The organism is Aeromicrobium sp. JP4, from assembly GCF_054957925.1.
The window spans coordinates 143972-160076 of the sequence record NZ_CM143290.1; the positions used below are offsets into that span (position 1 = coordinate 143972).

Genomic DNA, 16105 nt, shown 5'->3' on the forward strand with positions numbered 1-16105 from the left:
CGTAGGCTCGTGGGGTGACCGACGGACTCTTCGACCTGCCCGAGGCGCCCGCCTCGGGACGCCGCGACTCCAGCGGATCCCTCGCGGGCAACGTGCACTCGAGCGCCCCGCTCGCGGTGCGGATGCGACCGCAGACGCTCGACGAGCTGGTCGGTCAGCAGCACCTCCTCGCGCCCGGGTCGCCGCTGCGGCGGATGATCGAGGGCAACGCCCCGCTCACGGTCCTGCTCTGGGGCCCGCCCGGCACCGGCAAGACCACGCTCGCGAGCCTCATCAGCCGCCAGACCGACCGCCGCTTCGTCGAGGTCTCGGCCGTGAGCGCCGGCGTCAAGGAGGTCCGCGAGGTCATCGCCGGGGCCCGCCAGGCGCTCTCGCGGGGCAAGGAGACCGTGCTGTTCGTCGACGAGGTCCACCGCTTCAGCAAGGCGCAGCAGGACGCGCTGCTGCCCGGGGTGGAGAACCGCTGGGTCAGCCTCGTCGCCGCCACCACCGAGAACCCGCACTTCAGCGTGATCTCGCCGCTGCTGAGCCGCTCGCTGCTGCTCACCCTGCAGCCGCTCACGGACGACGACATCGCGGTGCTGGTGGACCGCGCGATCGCCGACGAGCGCGGCTACGGCGGAGACATCGCGATCAGCGGCGACGCCCGCGACCACCTCGTACGGCTCGCCGGGGGAGACGGCCGCCGTGTGCTGACCTACCTCGAGGCCGCCGCGGGAGCCGCCTCCGACCAGGGCCACGCCGAGATCACCCTCGACGATGCCGCCCTCGCCGTGGACAAGGCTGCCGTCCGGTACGACCGCCAAGGTGACCAGCACTATGACGTGACGAGCGCGTTCATCAAGTCGATCCGCGGCTCCGACGTGGACGCGGCACTGCACTACCTCGCCCGGATGATCGAGGCGGGGGAGGACCCGCGGTTCATCGCGCGCCGCCTGATGATCCACGCGAGCGAGGACATCGGCATGGCCGATCCCACGGCGCTGCCGCTGGCCACGGCCACGGCCCAGGCGGTCGCGATGATCGGCTTCCCCGAGGCCCGGATCCCGCTGGCGCAGGCGGTGATCCACCTCGCCACGGCGCCGAAGTCCAACGCGGTGATCCGCGCGATCGATGCCGCGATGGCCGACGTCCGCGCGGGCAAGGTCGGCGCGGTGCCGCCCGCGCTGCGCGACGCCCACTACTCCGGGGCGAAGAAGCTCGGCCACGGGCACGACTACGTCTACGCGCACGACGACCCCCGCGGCGTCGTCCCGCAGCAGTACGCGCCGGACGACGTCGACGGCTCCGACTACTACGAGCCGGGTCCTCACGGCGCCGAGGGAGCGATCGCCGAGCGCCTCGCCCGAATCCGCGCAATCGTCCGAGACCGGTAACCTCGTTCCCATGTCCGTGCAGCTCGCGATGCTCGTCGCCACCGCCGTCCTGGCGGTCGTGGCAGTGGTCGCGGCCGTGGTCGCGCTCGTCGCCGTGCGCCGCCTGCGGGCCATGCACTTGGCCGCGCCCGCTCCGTCTCCAGCAACTTTTGTGACACCTGTCGCCCGGGAGGCCGGGCTCGAGCCGAACAGCGTCACAAAAGTCGGGCGGGACGAGGCGGACCGAACCGAGCTGGACGTGCGCGACGAGCCGACCACCGAGGTCGTGCGGGTCGTCGAGGGCCGCGTGATCGTGCAGCCTACCCACGACCAGCTCGTCGCGGCCACGATGACGCGCCCGTCGGTGCGCCTGAACATCCTCGTCGGCGGCGTCGCCCACGCGTTGCGTCCCGAGAGCCGCGACCGGATCCTGGGCCTGATGCGCCGCGAGTACCGCGCGAGGAGGCGAGCTCGCCAGCGGGCCGCCCGCGCGGCGGCTCGCGCCACCAACGGTCCGCCCCCGTCGTCCGGCGGCCAGGGCTGGGTGGGCTCATGAGCGCCCGTCTCGCCTGGTTCGTCGCCGGAGCGGCGGCCGGCGTGTACTCCAGCGTCAAGGCCAAGCGAGCGGCCTACCGGCTCTCGATGCCGGGCCTGATCGACCAGGCCGCCGCCCTCGGCTCCGGTGTGCGGGCCTTCCGCGCGGAGATGCACGAGGGGATGCACGCCCGCGAGGATCACCTGCGCCACCACCTGCTGGACCACGAACCCCGGCTCGCGCTGACCGAGCCCACCGAACCCCCCGAACCAAAGGACCCCCTCTGATGGAGACCGCTGAGATCCGGCGCCGATTCCTCTCCCACTTCGAGAACGCCGGCCACACGGTCGTGCCCTCGGCCCCCCTGCTGTTCGACGACCCGAACCTGCTGTTCGTCAACGCCGGCATGGTGCCGTTCAAGCCGTACTTCCTCGGCCAGGAGACGCCGCCGTTCGACCGCGCCACGAGCGTGCAGAAGTGCGTGCGCACGCTCGACATCGAAGAGGTCGGCAAGACCACCCGTCACGGCACGTTCTTCCAGATGAACGGCAACTTCAGCTTCGGCGACTACTTCAAGGAAGGCGCCATCACGCTCGCGTGGGAGCTGATCACCAAGTCGGTCGACGACGGCGGCCTGGGCTTCGACCCCGAGAAGATCTGGGTCACGGTGCTGCACACCGACACCGAGGCGCGCGAGCTGTGGAAGAAGGTCGCCGGCCTGCCCGACGAGCGGATCCAGGACCGGGGCCTGCTCGACAACTACTGGCACATGGGCGTCGAGGGTCCGGGCGGCCCGTGCTCGGAGATCTACGTCGACCGCGGCCCCGAGTACGGACCCGACGGCGGCCCCGAGGCCGACGAGGACCGCTTCCTGGAGATCTGGAACCTCGTGTTCATGCAGGAGGAGATCGCCAACGTCACCGCCAAGGACCAGTTCGACGTCGTCCAGCCGCTGCCGAAGCAGAACATCGACACCGGCATGGGCCTGGAGCGCGTCGCGTACCTGCTCCAGGGCAAGGAGAACCTGTACGAGATCGACGAGGTCTTTCCGGTCATCGAGCGGGCCGCTGAGCTCACCGGTCGCAGCTACGGCGCCGACCACACCGACGACGTGCGCTTCCGCGTGGTCGCCGACCACGTCCGCAGCAGCCTCATGCTCATCGGCGACGGCGTCACGCCCGGCAACGAGAGCCGCGGCTACGTGCTGCGCCGCCTGCTGCGCCGCGCCGTGCGTTCGATGCGCCTGCTCGGTTACGAGGATCCCGCGCTGCCCCAGCTGCTCCCGGTGAGCATGGAGCGGATGAAGGCGTCCTACCCCGAGCTGGAGACGGACTTCGCCCGGATCAGCCAGATCGCCTACGCCGAGGAGGAGGCGTTCCGCCAGACGCTCGACAAGGGCACCCAGATCTTCGACGTGGCCGCGGGCGAGACGAAGCAGTCCGGCGGCAGCGTGCTCAGCGGCAGCCAGGCCTTCCAGCTGCACGACACGTACGGCTTCCCGATCGACCTCACGCTGGAGATGGCACAGGAGCAGGGCCTCTCGGTCGACCAGGAGGGCTTCCGCTCCCTCATGGCCGAGCAGCGGGCCCGGGCGAAGGCCGACGCGAAGTCCAAGAAGGGCCTGCACGCGGACACCACGGTGTACCGCGAGACGATCGACGCATTCGGACCCACCGACTGGGTGGCGTACACGAACCTGATCACCGAGTCCAAGGCGCTGGCCCTGCTCTCGGGCGGCCAGTCGGTGCCCGTCATCACCGAGGGCCAGGTCGGCGAGGTCGTGCTCGACCGCACCGGCTTCTACGCCGAGTCGGGCGGCCAGAACGCTGACGCCGGCGTCCTGCGGTGGGACGGTGGCCACGCCGAGGTGCTCGACGTCCAGCGGCCCATCCGCGGCCTCGTCGTGCACCAGGTGCGCGTCGTCCAGGGCGAGCTGACCGCGGGCTCCGAGGTCTCGGCCGAGGTCGACCACGAGTGGCGCATCGGCGCCCGTCAGGCGCACTCGGGCACCCACGTCGTGCACGCGGCGCTGCGCGAGGTGCTCGGCCCCACGGCGCTGCAGTCCGGCTCGTACAACCGGCCCGGCTACCTGCGCCTCGACTTCGGCTGGGGCGGCGCGCTCGACCCCGAGCAGTTCCACCAGGTCGAGCAGGTCTCGAACCGGGCGCTGCGCGAGGACCTGCAGGTCTCGCAGCACTGGATGACCCTGCCCGAGGCCAGGGAGTTCGGTGCTCTCGCGCTGTTCGGCGAGACGTACGGCGAGGAGGTGCGCGTCATCGAGATCGGCGGGCCCTGGTCGCGCGAGCTCTGCGGCGGCACCCACGTCGAGCGCTCCAGCCAGATCGGCACCGTCGTGCTGACCTCGGACTCCTCGGTCGGCGCGGGCAACCGCCGCATCGAGGCGCTCACCGGCATCGAGGGCTTCCAGTACCTCGCCCGCGAGCGCGATCTCGTGCTCCAGCTCAGCGACGTGCTCAAGGCCAAGGCCGACGACCTGCCCGCCCGCGTGCAGGACCTCGTCTCGCGCCTGAAGTCCACCGAGAAGGAGCTCGAGAAGTTCCGGACGGCGCAGCTGCAGGCCGGTGCCGGTGACGTCGCGAAGTCGGCGGAGGACATCGACGGCGTCGCGTTCGTCGCACACCGTGCCGAGGGCGTCGGTGGCGGCGACGTGCGCCAGCTCGCGCTCGACATCCGGGGTCGCCTCGCCGACCGCCCGGCCGTGGTCGTCGTGATCGGCACGGCGGGCGACAAGCCCTCCGCGGTCGTCGCGCTCAACCCGCAGGCCGTCGACCGAGGCCTCTCGGCCCAGCAGCTCATCGCCACCGTCGGCGAGCGGATCGGTGGCCGCGGTGGCGGCAAGGCCGACGTCGCCCAGGGTGGTGGCACCGATCTCGGTGGCATCGATGCGGCCTTCGCCGCCGTCCGGGACGCCCTGCGCGGATGACCTGGCGCAGGGGACGCCGCCTCGGGGTCGATGTCGGCGACGCCCGCATCGGGGTCGCGTCGTGCGACCCCGACGGACTGATCGCCACGCCGGTCGAGACCGTCAAGGCGGGGGAGGGCTCGATCGCCCGCCTCGTGGCGCTCGTGGAGGAGTACGAGGCCCTCGAGGTCGTCGTCGGTCTGCCCCTCGGGATGTCGGGTCGCGAGGGCCCCGCCGCGGTCAAGGTGAGGGCCTACGCGACCGCTCTGGCAGCGGCGCTTCCAGGTGTTTCGGTACGGTTGATCGATGAACGACTCTCGACGGTGGCGGGCCAGGCCCAGCTGCACGCGAGTGGGCGCACGACGAAATCGTCACGATCGGTCATCGACCAGGCGGCTGCCGTGGTGATTCTCCAGTCGGCGATCGACGCCGAGAAGGCGCGCGGAAGCGCGCCCGGCGAAGTGGTCGACGTGGCGACGGAAGGAAACGACGGATGAGCGAGAGTGACGGCGGGCTGGAGATCCTGACCGGCGAGGAGGAGCCCCGACGCAACCGTCCGGGCTCGCGTCGCAAGGAGGAGCCCCCGGCGAAGAAGAAGTCGGGCCTGAAGAACGTGATCGCCCTGATCGCGGTCATCGCGATCCTGATCGGTGGCTACGTCGTGGTCACCAAGGCCATGGACCGGATGGGCGGCGCCGAGGACTACTCCGGATCCGGCACCGGCACGGCCGAGGTGACCATCCCCTCGGGCGCGAACGGCGTCCAGATCGCCCGGATCCTGGCCGAGCAGGACGTCGTGAAGTCGTCCGAGGCGTTCTACCAGCTGAGCCTCACCGACGCGCGCGCCCAGCAGATCCAGCCCGGCACCTACACGCTGCGCCAGCAGATGTCCGCCGAGGCCGCACTCGCTGCCCTGGTCGACCCGTCGGCCCGCGTCCAGGCGAAGTTCACGGTGCCCGAGGGGGCGCGCGTGGGCCAGATCGTGGAGATCATCTCCAAGAACACCGAGCTGGAGTCCAAGGACCTCGAGGCCGCGCTCGACGACCCCGCCTCGATCGGCCTGCCCGACTACGCCAACGGGAACCCCGAGGGCTACCTGTACCCCGAGACCTACTTCGTCGAGCCGGGTGACGACGCCAAGGCCGTCCTGACCCGCATGGTGCAGCAGACGCTCAAGGTGGCGAAGGACCTCGACATCGGCACCCGGGCGCCCGCGCTGGGCCTGTCCGGCGAGGAGGTCCTCACGGTGGCCAGCATCCTGGAGTACGAGGGCCAGAAGCCCGAGGACTACGCCAAGATCGCCCGCGTGCTCTACAACCGCATCGAGCAGGGCATGCCCCTGCAGCTGGACTCCACCGTGTCCTACGTCAGCGAGCGCAAGGGCGACGTGTGGACCACGGCCGAGGAGCGCGCCAACCCGTCGCTGTACAACACGTACCAGCACCAGGGCCTGCCGCCGGGACCGATCGGCTCGCCGGGTGAGGCCTCGATCGAGGCTGCGCTCAACCCGGCCACCGGTCCGTGGCTGTACTTCTTCGCGAAGAAGGACGGCTCGGTGGTCTACAACGAGGACTTCGGCAAGCACAACTCCGACTGCCAGGCTGAGTACGGCGCCGGTTCGTGCGGCGGCTGACATGAGGTGCGCCGTCGTCGGCTCGCCGATCTCGCACTCGCTGTCGCCGGCGATGCACCGCGCGGCGTACCGCCAGCTCGGCCTCGACTGGAGCTACGGCGCCTTCGACGTGCAGGACGGCGAGCTCACCGAGTTCGTGTCCGAGCACCGCGAGGGCTGGCGCGGCTACTCCGTCACCGCGCCGCTCAAGCGCGAGGCGGCCGGCCTGGCCGCGGAGCGCGACGCCTACGTGGAGGCCCTCGGCGTCGCGAACACCCTCGTCGCCATCGACGGGGGCTGGTCCGCGCACAACACCGACGTGCCCGGAGCGGTGAGCGCGCTGCACGAGATCGGCGTCGGCTCCCTGCGCTCGGTGCGGATCGTCGGTGCCGGCGCCACGGCGGCGTCCATGGCCCTGGCGTGCCGGCGTCTCGGCGCCCGCGAGGTCGAGCTGCGGGTCCGCGACACCGCCCGCGCGGCCTCCACGGCCCGGACCATCGAGGGTCTCGGCCTGGCCGTCACGGTGGTCCCGCTGCACGTCGAGGTGCTCGAGTCGGTCGACCTCCTGGTCAACACGGTCCCGGACGGGTCGCTCGCCGGGCGTGAGCACGGGTTCGTCGGCGCGACGAACGCGGTGTTCGACGCGGTGTACGACCCGTGGCCCACGGCGCTCATGCGATCGGCCCGTTCCGAGGGCCGCTCGCTGGCCACCGGACTCGACTTGCTGGCGCACCAGGCGGTGCTCCAGGTGGACCTCATGGCCGGCGACACGGTGGAGCCGGCCGTCCTGGTGACAGCGGCCATGGAGGCGCTCGCCAGCCGTTAGGGTGCACCTCGTGCCCCTCGTCGTGAGTGCCCTGCTGGCCGGTCTGCTGGCAGCGGTCTCCCCGCTGCTGCTCGCGCGGCTCCCCGAGCCGGTGGCGGAGCCCGACGACGACATGCCGCCGAAGATCCCGTACGCCGACCTGGCGGCCGTGCCCCGGCTCGGACTGTGGCTGGCGCTTCCGGCGGCCGCGCTGGGAGCGGTGGCCGCCGCGACGATCTCGGAGCCGAGGCTGCTGCCGGTGTGGATCCCGATCGCGGCCGCCACGCCCGTGCTGGCCTGGGTGGACTGGAAGGTGCACCTGCTGCCGTACCTCATCGTCTCGCGCCTGTACGTCGTCTCGTGGCTGCTGATCGGCGTGAGCGCGCTGTGGATGCAGGACGCCTCGGTGCTGCTGCACGCGCTGATCGGCAACCTCGCGGTGTTCGGCTTCTACTTCCTCCTCGCCGTCCTCGGACCCATGGGATACGGCGACGTCCGGCTGTCGGCCGTGGTCGGCGTCGGGCTGGGCCCCCTGGGTCTGGTGGCCACGTACTACGGCGTGTTCTTCGGCCTGTGCATCGGTGCCGTCGTGGGCTTGGTGCTCGTGCGCGGCCGCATCGGGCAGCGGATCCCCATCGCCTTCGGTCCGTACCTGCTGCTCGGTGCGTTCGCCGCACTCTGGGTCTGACAGAGGCTGGGCGCCGGGGGTCTGAGAGAATCGCCCCATGCTTCGTTGGTTGACTGCCGGTGAGTCACACGGCCCCGCACTCGTCGCGACCCTCGACGGCCTCCCGGCCGGTGTGGAGGTCACGAGCAAGGAGATCCAGGCCGCCCTCGCGCGGCGCCGTCTCGGCTACGGTCGCGGCGCCCGGATGGCCTTCGAGGCCGACGAGCTGGAGATCATCGGCGGCATCCGCCACGGACGCACCCTCGGCAGCCCGATCGCGATGCGCATCGGCAACAGCGAGTGGCCGAAGTGGGAGCAGGTCATGGCGGCCGACCCGGTCGATCCCGAGACGCTCGCCGGGCTCAAGCGCAACGCGCCGCTGACGCGTCCCCGCCCGGGGCACGCCGACCTCGCGGGCATGCAGAAGTTCGACTTCGACGAGGCCCGGCCGATCCTCGAGCGCGCGAGCGCCCGCGAGACCGCCGCCCGCGTCGCCCTGGGCGAGATCGCCGCGCAGTTCATCGCCCAGACCACGGGTGCCCGGATCGTCAGCCACGTCGTCGAGCTGGGCACCGTCAAGGCGCCGGCGGGCGTGCTGCCGAGCCACGCCGACGTCGAGCGGCTCGACGCCGACCCGCTGCGCTGCTTCGACCCCGAGACGTCGCAGGCGATGGTGGCCGAGGTCGACGCGGCCCACAAGGACGGCGACACCCTCGGTGGCGTCGTCGAGGTCATCGTCGAGGGGCTGCCGCCGGGCCTGGGCTCGCACACGCAGTGGGACCGTCGCCTCGACAGCCGCCTCGCCGCCGCCCTGATGGGCATCCAGGCGATCAAGGGCGTCGAGCTGGGCGACGGCTTCGAGCTGGCGCGAACCCGCGGCTCCCTCGCGCACGACGAGATCGTCCCGACCTCCGAGGGCATCCGCCGCGTCTCCGGTCGCGCGGGCGGCACCGAGGGCGGCATGACCACCGGTGAGCTGCTGCGGGTCCGCGCCGCCATGAAGCCGATCGCCACCGTGCCGCGCGCCCTGCGCACCGTCGACGTCGCCACCGGCGAGGAGACCCGGGCGCACCACCAGCGCTCCGACGTCTGCGCCGTGCCGGCCGCCGGCATCGTCGCCGAGGCGATGGTCGCCCTCGTCGTGGCCGACGCGCTGCTGGAGAAGTTCGGCGGCGACTCCGTCGGCGAGACCGCCCGCAACGTGCGCACCTACCTCGAGAACCTGAGCCACCGGTGACCGGGACCCGTCCGGTCGTCGTCGTGGTCGGGCCGCCGGGTGCGGGCAAGACCACGGTCGCCGAGCTCCTCGCCGACCGGCTCGGGGTCCGGGTCCGCGACACCGACCAGGACGTCGAGGCGAACGAGGGCGAGACCGTCCAGGACATCTTCGTCAGCCGCGGCGAGCCGGTGTTCCGCGAGCTCGAGGCCGCCGCGGTGGCCGAGGCCCTGCGCACCCACGACGGCGTCCTCGCCCTCGGTGGCGGCGCCGTGATGGACGAGGGCACGCGCGCGCTGCTGGCGGAGCACACGGTCGCCCACCTCGACGTCGGGCTCGCGCACGCCGCCGCCCGCGTCGGCATGAACTCCGGCCGACCGCTGCTCATGGGCAACATCCGCGGCCAGCTCAAGAAGCTCATGGACGCGCGCCGTCCGCTCTACAACGAGGTCGCCACCTTCACGATCGACACGAACGACCTGAGCCCGGACGAGGTCGTCGACCGCGTCCTCGAGGAGCTGGGTCGATGACCCGCCGCGTCGCCGTCGAGACGGCTCAGCCCTACGAGGTCGTGGTCGGCCACCGCGTCATGGCTGAGCTCGAGAGTCTCGTGCCCGAGGACGCCCTGCGCGTGGCGATCATCCACGCCGGCCCGGTCCTGGGCGTGGCCGAGGGGCTCGCGCAGCACCTGCCCGGCCGCGAGGTGCTGCTGATCGAGGCGCCCGACGGCGAGCGCGCCAAGACCGTCGAGTTCCTCGCGCACTGCTGGGACCAGCTGGGCCTGCGCGGCTTCACCCGCTCCGACCTCGTGATCGGCGTCGGGGGAGGGGCCACGACCGACTTGGCGGGCTTCGTCGCCGCCAGCTGGCTGCGCGGCGTCCGCTTCGTCACGGTGCCCACCACGGTGCTCGGGATGGTCGACGCCGCCGTCGGCGGCAAGACCAGCATCAACGTCGCCGCCGGCAAGAACCTGGTCGGCGCGTTCCACGAGCCTGTCGGCGTGCTGTGCGACCTCGCCACGCTCGCCGAGCTGCCCGAGCGCGAGCTGCGTGGGGGACTGGCCGAGGTCGTCAAGTGCGGCTTCATCGCCGACCCGTCGATCCTGGACGACGTGGAGGCGACCCCCGAGCGCGCGCTGGACCCCGCCGACGACCTGCTCGCCGACCTCGTCACGCGCGGCATCGCGGTCAAGGCCCGCACCGTGGCCGGCGACCTGCGCGAGACCGGCGCGGACGGCTCGATCGGCCGCGAGGCGCTCAACTACGGTCACACCCTCGGCCACGCGATCGAGCGGCACGAGAAGTACACGATGCGCCACGGCGAGGCGATCAGCGTGGGCATGGTGTTCGTCGCCGAGCTCGCGCAACGCTCCGGCCTGATCGACGAGGCGCTGGTGGCCCGGCACCGTGCGACGCTGGGTCTCGTGGGCCTGCCGACGAGCTACGACGGAGCGTCGTTCGAGGAGCTGCTCAGCGGCATGCGCCTGGACAAGAAGACGCGCGGCGACCAGCTGAGGTTCGTGGTGCTGGACGCGCTGGCGTCCCCGCGGATCCTCGCCGGGCCGGACGAGGACGTCCTGCGTGCCAGCTGGGAGGCCGTCCGTGGCTGAGCCGACCCGCCTCGACCGGCTGCGTGGCCTCCTCGCGGAGTCCGGGCATGTCGCGATGTACGTGTCCGACCTGATCAACGTGCGCTACCTGACCGGGTTCACCGGCTCGAACGGTGCCTGCCTCGTTCGTGCCGAGGGCGAGGCGGTCTTCCTCACCGACGGGCGCTACCGCGACCAGTCCGCCGCCGAGCTCGCCGCCGCCGGGAACGACGACATCGAGATCGTCGTGACCCGCGACCTCCTCGGGGTCGCGGCGGGCCGCGCCCCGGCCGACCTCGTGGCCGAGACGCACTCGCTCGACGTGGACTCGTGGCAGCAGCTGGACCGTCCCGAGTCCTCGGGCCGGGTGGTCGAGCGGCTCCGCGAGACGAAGGACGACAGCGAGATCGCCGCCCTGCGTCGCGCCTGCGAGATCTCCTGCGAGGCACTGGAGGCGCTCGTGGCCGGCCCGCTGGTCGGCCGTACCGAGCGCGAGGTCGCCCGCGACCTCGAGTGGCGGATGCTCGAGCTGGGCGCCGAGGACAAGGCGTTCGAGACGATCCTGGCGGCGGGGGAGCACACGGCGATCCCGCACCACGACCCCACCGACCGCGAGCTGCGCCGCGGCGACCTGCTGAAGATCGACTTCGGTGCGCGCGTCGACGGCTACCATGCCGACTGCACGCGCACCTTCGTCCTCGGCCCCGCGGCCGACTGGCAGCGCGAGATCCACGCCGCCGTCCGCGAGTCGCAGGCCGCCGGTCTCGACCGCCTCCGCGACGGCGTTCCGGTGGCCGATGCGAACACCGCCGCGCGCGGATCGCTCGAGGCCTCGGGCTGGCTGGACGCGTTCACGACGGGCCTCGGGCACGGCGTCGGACTGCAGATCCACGAGGACCCGTTCATCGCGTCGTCCCACACGGGTAGACTTGCCAGCCGCACCGTCCTGACGATGGAGCCGGGGATCTACCTTCCGGGCCGTGGGGGCGTGCGCATCGAGGACACCGTCCTCGTCACCGACCCCGCCCACGGCGGTGAGCCCGACGTGCTCACCGATCTGACCAAAGAACTCCTGGAGATCGACTGATGGCAACCACGAACGACCTCAAGAACGGCATGGTGCTCAAGATCGACGGACGGCTGCTGGCTGTCGTCGAGTTCCAGCACGTCAAGCCGGGCAAGGGCCCCGCCTTCGTCCGCACGAAGCTCAAGGACGTCGAGTCGGGCAAGACGCTCGACCGCACGTTCAACGCCGGCACCAAGGTCGAGACGGCCAGCGTCGACAAGCGCGACATGCAGTACCTCTACAACGACGGCTCGAGCTTCGTGTTCATGGACACGTCCACGTTCGACCAGATCGAGGTCACGCCCGAGGTCATGGGCAACACCGTCGACTACCTGCTGGAGAACCAGGACGCCGTCGTGGCCACGAACGAGGGCCGCGTGCTCTACGTCGAGCTGCCCGCCTCGGTCGAGCTCGTCATCGAGCACACGGATCCGGGCCTGCAGGGCGACCGCTCCAGCGGTGGCACGAAGCCGGCCCGCCTGGAGACCGGCAAGGAGATCCAGGTGCCGCTGTTCGTCGGCTCGGGCGAGAAGGTCAAGGTCGACACCAGGGACGGCAGCTACCTCGGTCGCGTGAAGGCCTGATGGCTGCACGCACCAAGTACCGCAAGCGGGCCCTGGACATCCTGTTCGAGTCCGAGTCCCGCGGGCTGTCCGCCGACGGCACCCTCGCCGACCGGCTCGAGGCCAACGACCCGCCGGTGAACCCTTACACGGTCGGGCTGGTCGAGGGCGTCGCGGCGCACGTCCGGCAGATCGACGGGCTGCTGGAGGAGCACTCGCACGCCTGGTCCCTCGACCGCATGCCGGCCGTGGACCGCAACCTGCTGCGGATCGGCGTCTACGAGATCCTCTACGCCGACGACGTGCCCGACCCGGTGGCGATCAGCGAGGCCGTCGAGCTGGCGAAGGAGCTGTCGACCGACGAGTCGCCGCGCTTCGTCAACGGCCTGCTGTCGAAGGTCTCGCAGATCAAGTCGACCCTGACGCTGGGCGAGCCAGAGCCCGAGCCCGAGATCGAGGACCCGTCAGGTGAAGAGGCCGTCGCCGACGGACCCACCGGGACGGACGCCCCCGGGGACGGCGAAGAGCGCTGACCCGATGTGGCGGATGTACTCGTTGAGCGCATCCCCGGCCAGCGACCTCTGGATCGTGATGAACTGCTGCGGTGAGCGGCTGAACGCCAGGAAGAACAACCCGGCGTTCAGCTGACCGAGGTCGTTGTTGCCCTCGACGTAGTTGTAGCCGCGGCGCAGCAGCCGTGCCCCGCCGTTCCGGTCGGGATGAGCCAGGCGCACGTGTGCCGTCTCGGGGATCGCCGGCCCGCCGGCCTTCGTGGAGACCACGTCGAAGTCGGGCTCGGTGAACTCCGTGCCGCCCGACAAGGGAGCTCCCTGCCCCTTGTCGCGGCCGATGATGGCCTCCTGCTCCTCCAGCCGCACCCGGTCCCAGGACTCGATCAGCATCTGGATCTTACGAGCCACGAGGTAGGTGCCGCCGGCCATCCACGACTGGTCGGAGCCGTCGGTCCACACCGACGCCGCCAGGTCGGACGTGTCGTCGCCGAAGATGTTGGCCGTGCCGTCCTTGAACCCGAACAGGTTCCGAGGGGTGGACTGCGTCTTGGAGGTGGTGGACGTGCGGCCGTAGCCGAGCTGGGTCCACCGCACCTGGGCCCGGCCGAAGGCGATGCGCGAGAGGTTGCGGATCGCGTGCACGGCGACCTGCGGGTCGTTCGCGCACGCCTGGATGCACAGGTCGCCCCCGCTGAATCGGTCCTCGAGCAGGTCGAACGCGAAGGACGGCAGCTCGACGAGCTCCTCCGGCCGGCGGCCGGCGAGCCCGAACCGCTCGTCGAACAGCGTCGGGCCGAACCCGAACGTGATCGTCAGCGCGTTGGCGGCCAGGTCGAGCGCCTCACCGGTGTCGTCCGGCGGCTTGTACGGCCCACCCCCGACGGCGCCTTCGGGGGTGACCTCGCGGCCCGTGGTCATCCGCGCGGCCGCGTCGGTCCAGTCGGCCAGGAGGGCCTGGAGGTCCTCGCGATCGGCCGTGGACGTCATGTCGAACGACGCGAAGTACAGGTGCTGCTGCACCGTCGTGGCGATCCCGGCCTGGTGCTTGCCGTGGAACGGGACGGCGAGGTCGGTGCCGCTGGCGGTGCTGTCCTGCGCGGCTCCCGCAGCGAAGCCGCCGGCCACCCCGACGGCTCCTGCGGCTCCGGCGGCACCGAGCAGGCCCAGGGCGGAGCGCCGGGACAGGCGAGGCCCGGTCACGACGAGGAGACCCCGAGGACGGTGTGCGTCAGCTGCGACAGCGGCTCGCTGAGGGCGTTGAGCTGGGCGCCGAGCTCGTTGCGCTGCGGCTGCTCGACCGTGTCGTACGAGACGAAGCCCTCGTCGTAGTCGCCGTGGGTCTCGAGCAGGGCGAACATCGACCCGAACTGCTCGTCGAGGCTGCTCACGAGCTGCTCACCGTCGGCGCCCTTGCTCTCGGCGATTCCGCGGACCGAGGCGTAGGCCACCTTGGCGCCCTCCACGTTGGCGTAGAAGTCGTACAGGTCGGTGTGGCTGAACTCGTCCTCCTCGCCGGGCAGCTTGCCGTCGGGCGCGGCGACCTCGTCGAGCAGGCCGATGGCGCCGTTGGTGATGTCGCCGATCGTCAGGACGAAGTCGTCGGAGTGGACCTTGTCGTAGAGCGCCTGGATGTCGGTCTTCAGCTGGGCACCCAGCTCGGCGCGGCCGGCCTCGTCGAGCGCCGCCAGCTTCTCGTCGGGGTAGTTCTTGCGCGCCTCGTCGAGCCACAGGTCCATCTCGATGCGGTGGAAGCCGGTGAAGGGCAGGTTCTCGGCCTCGGCCCCGGGCTTGCGGTAGTCGATCTTGGGGTCGAGGTCGCCGAACTGCTCGGCGGTGGGCTCGATGCGCTCGTAGTTGATGCGCGTGATCGGGAAGAGCCGGCGCGCGGTCTCGTCGTCGCCGGAGGTGTACGCGTCGACGAAGTCGTCGACGTTCGTGACGAGCTCGCCCACCTGGTCCTTCGTGTAGGCGGTGTACGAGGCGACGGCGGCGTCGATCGCCTTCTGCTGGTCCTGGTCGACCTCAACGTCGTCACCGGTGACGGTGAACTGCGCGTTCCCGACACCGTCGCCCACCATGCCGGGCTTGCACTCGGTGAAGTAGTCGCCGGGCTGCGCCTGGACGGTGAGGTTGCGCGAGGTGCCCGGCGCGATGTTCTCGACCTCGCCGATGATCCGCAGCTTGTCACTGTCGAGCAGGTAGAACTCGGTGATCTTGTCCCCGTCGTTCGCGACGTCGAACGTGATGGTGCCGCTGCCGGCCTCGACCTCGGACACCTCGCACCCGTCGGCGGTGCTGGAGACCTTGATCGCGGCGGAGTCGGAGTCGGAGTTCTTGACGCAGGCGCTCAGGCCGAGCGTCGCGGTGAGGGCGACGGCCAGCACGGTGGAGCGGGAGCGACGGTTCATGCGGGAGTTCCTTCGGTCGTGACGGGTCGGGTCGGGGTGGGTCGCCGGACGACGCGTGCGTACGCGAAGCCGACGACGGCGAGGTACGTCGCCCAGACGGCGAGTTCGAGCTTGGTCATGTCGGGGGAGAAGCCGATCGTGCCCTTGAGCAGGGCGGCCGGGAGTCCGGACGGGTCGATCGTGTCGCTGAGCCGGAACGCCCACGCGGACTCGCCCTGCGTCCACGGTCCGGGAAGCACACCGGCCTCCTGGAGGTCGTGGATGCCGTAGGCGAGGACTCCGGCGGCCACCACGATCAGCAGGGCTCCCGTCCAGGTGAAGAAGGTGCCGAGGTTGATGCGGACGATGCCGCGGTAGATCAGCCAGCCGATGGCAACCGCCGTGGCCAGGCCGAGCACCGCGCCGACCCAGGCCAGGGGAGTGTCATCGGTGGAGCGGACGGCGCTCCACAGGAAGAGCGCGGTCTCGAGGCCTTCGCGGGCGACCGCGAGGAAGCCGACGGCCACGAGCCCCCATCCCGGCCCGTCCAGCCGGGAGTCGACCTGCTGCTCGAGCTCGCCCTTCAGGCCGCGCGCGGTGCGTGCCATCCAGAAGATCATCCACGTGACGAGCCCGACGGCCACGATCGACAGCGTGCCGCCGATGATCTCCTGGGCCTCGAACGTCAGGCCGTAGGTGCCGAAGGTGAGCAGAGCGCCGAGTCCGAGCGACAGCGCCACGGCCATGGCGACGCCGGCCCAGATGCGTGGCACCACGTCGTCACGGCCGATCTTTCGGACGTAGGCGATGAGGATGCCGACGATCAGCGCGGCCTCGAGGCCCTCGCGAAGACCGATCAGGAAGGTACCGAGCATC

The 16105-nt window shown here is 71.2% G+C and carries 17 protein-coding genes; 14 read left to right on the forward strand and 3 right to left on the reverse strand.

The window, feature by feature from the left end; genetic code table 11:
* Window positions 1–14 precede the first annotated feature (14 nt).
* The 14 genes from ACY1JX_RS00715 to nusB are packed head-to-tail and all read left to right on the forward strand — an operon-like array spanning window position 15 to window position 12863.
* Window positions 15–1376: a replication-associated recombination protein A gene (locus tag ACY1JX_RS00715; protein ID WP_462564866.1), complete on the forward strand. Its 1362-nt coding sequence runs from the start codon at window positions 15–17 to the stop codon at window positions 1374–1376.
* 10 nt (window positions 1377–1386) lie between these two features.
* Complete coding sequence (locus tag ACY1JX_RS00720; RefSeq protein WP_462564867.1) at window positions 1387–1911, forward strand: hypothetical protein; 525 nt, start codon at window positions 1387–1389, stop codon at window positions 1909–1911.
* Complete coding sequence (locus ACY1JX_RS00725) at window positions 1908–2177, forward strand: DUF6167 family protein (RefSeq protein ID WP_181755995.1); 270 nt, start codon at window positions 1908–1910, stop codon at window positions 2175–2177. The genes ACY1JX_RS00720 and ACY1JX_RS00725 overlap by 4 nt, the downstream gene beginning before the upstream one ends.
* Window positions 2177–4834 (forward strand): alanine--tRNA ligase, encoded by a 2658-nt coding sequence (gene alaS, locus ACY1JX_RS00730; RefSeq protein WP_462564868.1) that lies wholly within the window; start codon window positions 2177–2179, stop codon window positions 4832–4834. Before ACY1JX_RS00725 ends, alaS begins: the two co-directional genes overlap by 1 nt.
* A complete protein-coding gene (ruvX, locus tag ACY1JX_RS00735) occupies window positions 4831–5310 on the forward strand; it encodes a Holliday junction resolvase RuvX (protein WP_462564869.1) in 480 nt (159 codons plus the stop codon). The genes alaS and ruvX overlap by 4 nt, the downstream gene beginning before the upstream one ends.
* Window positions 5307–6446, forward strand: a complete 1140-nt coding sequence (gene mltG, locus ACY1JX_RS00740) for an endolytic transglycosylase MltG (protein WP_181755992.1) — start codon at window positions 5307–5309, stop codon at window positions 6444–6446. Before ruvX ends, mltG begins: the two co-directional genes overlap by 4 nt.
* A 1-nt stretch (window position 6447) precedes the next feature.
* On the forward strand, window positions 6448–7251 hold the full coding sequence (locus ACY1JX_RS00745) for a shikimate dehydrogenase family protein (protein WP_462564870.1): 804 nt from the start codon (window positions 6448–6450) through the stop codon (window positions 7249–7251).
* Window positions 7252–7261: 10 nt separating this feature from the next.
* Window positions 7262–7918, forward strand: coding sequence for a prepilin peptidase (locus tag ACY1JX_RS00750; protein WP_462564871.1), 657 nt, complete (start codon window positions 7262–7264; stop codon window positions 7916–7918).
* Between the two features lie 37 nt (window positions 7919–7955).
* Window positions 7956–9134 (forward strand): chorismate synthase, encoded by a 1179-nt coding sequence (aroC, locus tag ACY1JX_RS00755; RefSeq protein ID WP_286928430.1) that lies wholly within the window; start codon window positions 7956–7958, stop codon window positions 9132–9134.
* Complete coding sequence (locus ACY1JX_RS00760; RefSeq protein WP_462564872.1) at window positions 9131–9643, forward strand: shikimate kinase; 513 nt, start codon at window positions 9131–9133, stop codon at window positions 9641–9643. The genes aroC and ACY1JX_RS00760 overlap by 4 nt, the downstream gene beginning before the upstream one ends.
* Window positions 9640–10722 (forward strand): 3-dehydroquinate synthase, encoded by a 1083-nt coding sequence (gene aroB, locus ACY1JX_RS00765; RefSeq protein ID WP_462564873.1) that lies wholly within the window; start codon window positions 9640–9642, stop codon window positions 10720–10722. The genes ACY1JX_RS00760 and aroB overlap by 4 nt, the downstream gene beginning before the upstream one ends.
* Window positions 10715–11788 carry a M24 family metallopeptidase gene (locus tag ACY1JX_RS00770; RefSeq protein ID WP_462564874.1) on the forward strand — a complete coding sequence of 358 codons (1074 nt, stop codon included), beginning with the start codon at window positions 10715–10717 and terminating at the stop codon, window positions 11786–11788. The genes aroB and ACY1JX_RS00770 overlap by 8 nt, the downstream gene beginning before the upstream one ends.
* Window positions 11785–12351: an elongation factor P gene (gene efp, locus ACY1JX_RS00775; RefSeq protein WP_241733185.1), complete on the forward strand. Its 567-nt coding sequence runs from the start codon at window positions 11785–11787 to the stop codon at window positions 12349–12351. The genes ACY1JX_RS00770 and efp overlap by 4 nt, the downstream gene beginning before the upstream one ends.
* Window positions 12351–12863, forward strand: coding sequence for a transcription antitermination factor NusB (gene nusB / locus ACY1JX_RS00780; protein WP_462564875.1), 513 nt, complete (start codon window positions 12351–12353; stop codon window positions 12861–12863). Before efp ends, nusB begins: the two co-directional genes overlap by 1 nt.
* On the opposite strand, the gene efeB is transcribed toward nusB, so the two are convergent.
* Genes efeB through efeU form a run of 3 tightly spaced genes read right to left on the reverse strand, consistent with a single transcriptional unit; the run spans window position 12795 to window position 16104 of the window.
* Entirely contained in the window at window positions 12795–14042 is a 1248-nt protein-coding gene (gene efeB, locus ACY1JX_RS00785) for an iron uptake transporter deferrochelatase/peroxidase subunit (RefSeq protein WP_462564876.1), read from the reverse strand. The genes nusB and efeB overlap by 69 nt on opposite strands.
* Window positions 14039–15250, reverse strand: coding sequence for an iron uptake system protein EfeO (gene efeO / locus ACY1JX_RS00790; protein WP_462564877.1), 1212 nt, complete (start codon window positions 15248–15250; stop codon window positions 14039–14041). The genes efeB and efeO overlap by 4 nt, the downstream gene beginning before the upstream one ends.
* Window positions 15247–16104, reverse strand: a complete 858-nt coding sequence (gene efeU / locus ACY1JX_RS00795) for an iron uptake transporter permease EfeU (protein ID WP_462564878.1) — start codon at window positions 16102–16104, stop codon at window positions 15247–15249. Before efeU ends, efeO begins: the two co-directional genes overlap by 4 nt.
* Between the last annotated feature and the right edge of the window lies 1 nt (window position 16105).

Bases quoted from the DNA above. Each gene is read 5' to 3' on its own strand.
- nusB (WP_462564875.1), top strand. From the start codon at position 12,351: ATGGCTGCACGCACCAAGTACCGCAAGCGGGCCCTGGACATCCTGTTC.
- ACY1JX_RS00725 (WP_181755995.1), top strand. From the start codon at position 1,908: ATGAGCGCCCGTCTCGCCTGGTTCGTCGCCGGAGCGGCGGCCGGCGTG.
- aroB (WP_462564873.1), top strand. From the start codon at position 9,640: ATGACCCGCCGCGTCGCCGTCGAGACGGCTCAGCCCTACGAGGTCGTG.
- ruvX (WP_462564869.1), top strand. From the start codon at position 4,831: ATGACCTGGCGCAGGGGACGCCGCCTCGGGGTCGATGTCGGCGACGCC.
- ACY1JX_RS00745 (WP_462564870.1), top strand. From the start codon at position 6,448: ATGAGGTGCGCCGTCGTCGGCTCGCCGATCTCGCACTCGCTGTCGCCG.
- mltG (WP_181755992.1), top strand. From the start codon at position 5,307: ATGAGCGAGAGTGACGGCGGGCTGGAGATCCTGACCGGCGAGGAGGAG.
- efeU (WP_462564878.1), bottom strand. From the start codon at position 16,104: ATGCTCGGTACCTTCCTGATCGGTCTTCGCGAGGGCCTCGAGGCCGCG.
- efeO (WP_462564877.1), bottom strand. From the start codon at position 15,250: ATGAACCGTCGCTCCCGCTCCACCGTGCTGGCCGTCGCCCTCACCGCG.
- alaS (WP_462564868.1), top strand. From the start codon at position 2,177: ATGGAGACCGCTGAGATCCGGCGCCGATTCCTCTCCCACTTCGAGAAC.
- aroC (WP_286928430.1), top strand. From the start codon at position 7,956: ATGCTTCGTTGGTTGACTGCCGGTGAGTCACACGGCCCCGCACTCGTC.
- ACY1JX_RS00720 (WP_462564867.1), top strand. From the start codon at position 1,387: ATGTCCGTGCAGCTCGCGATGCTCGTCGCCACCGCCGTCCTGGCGGTC.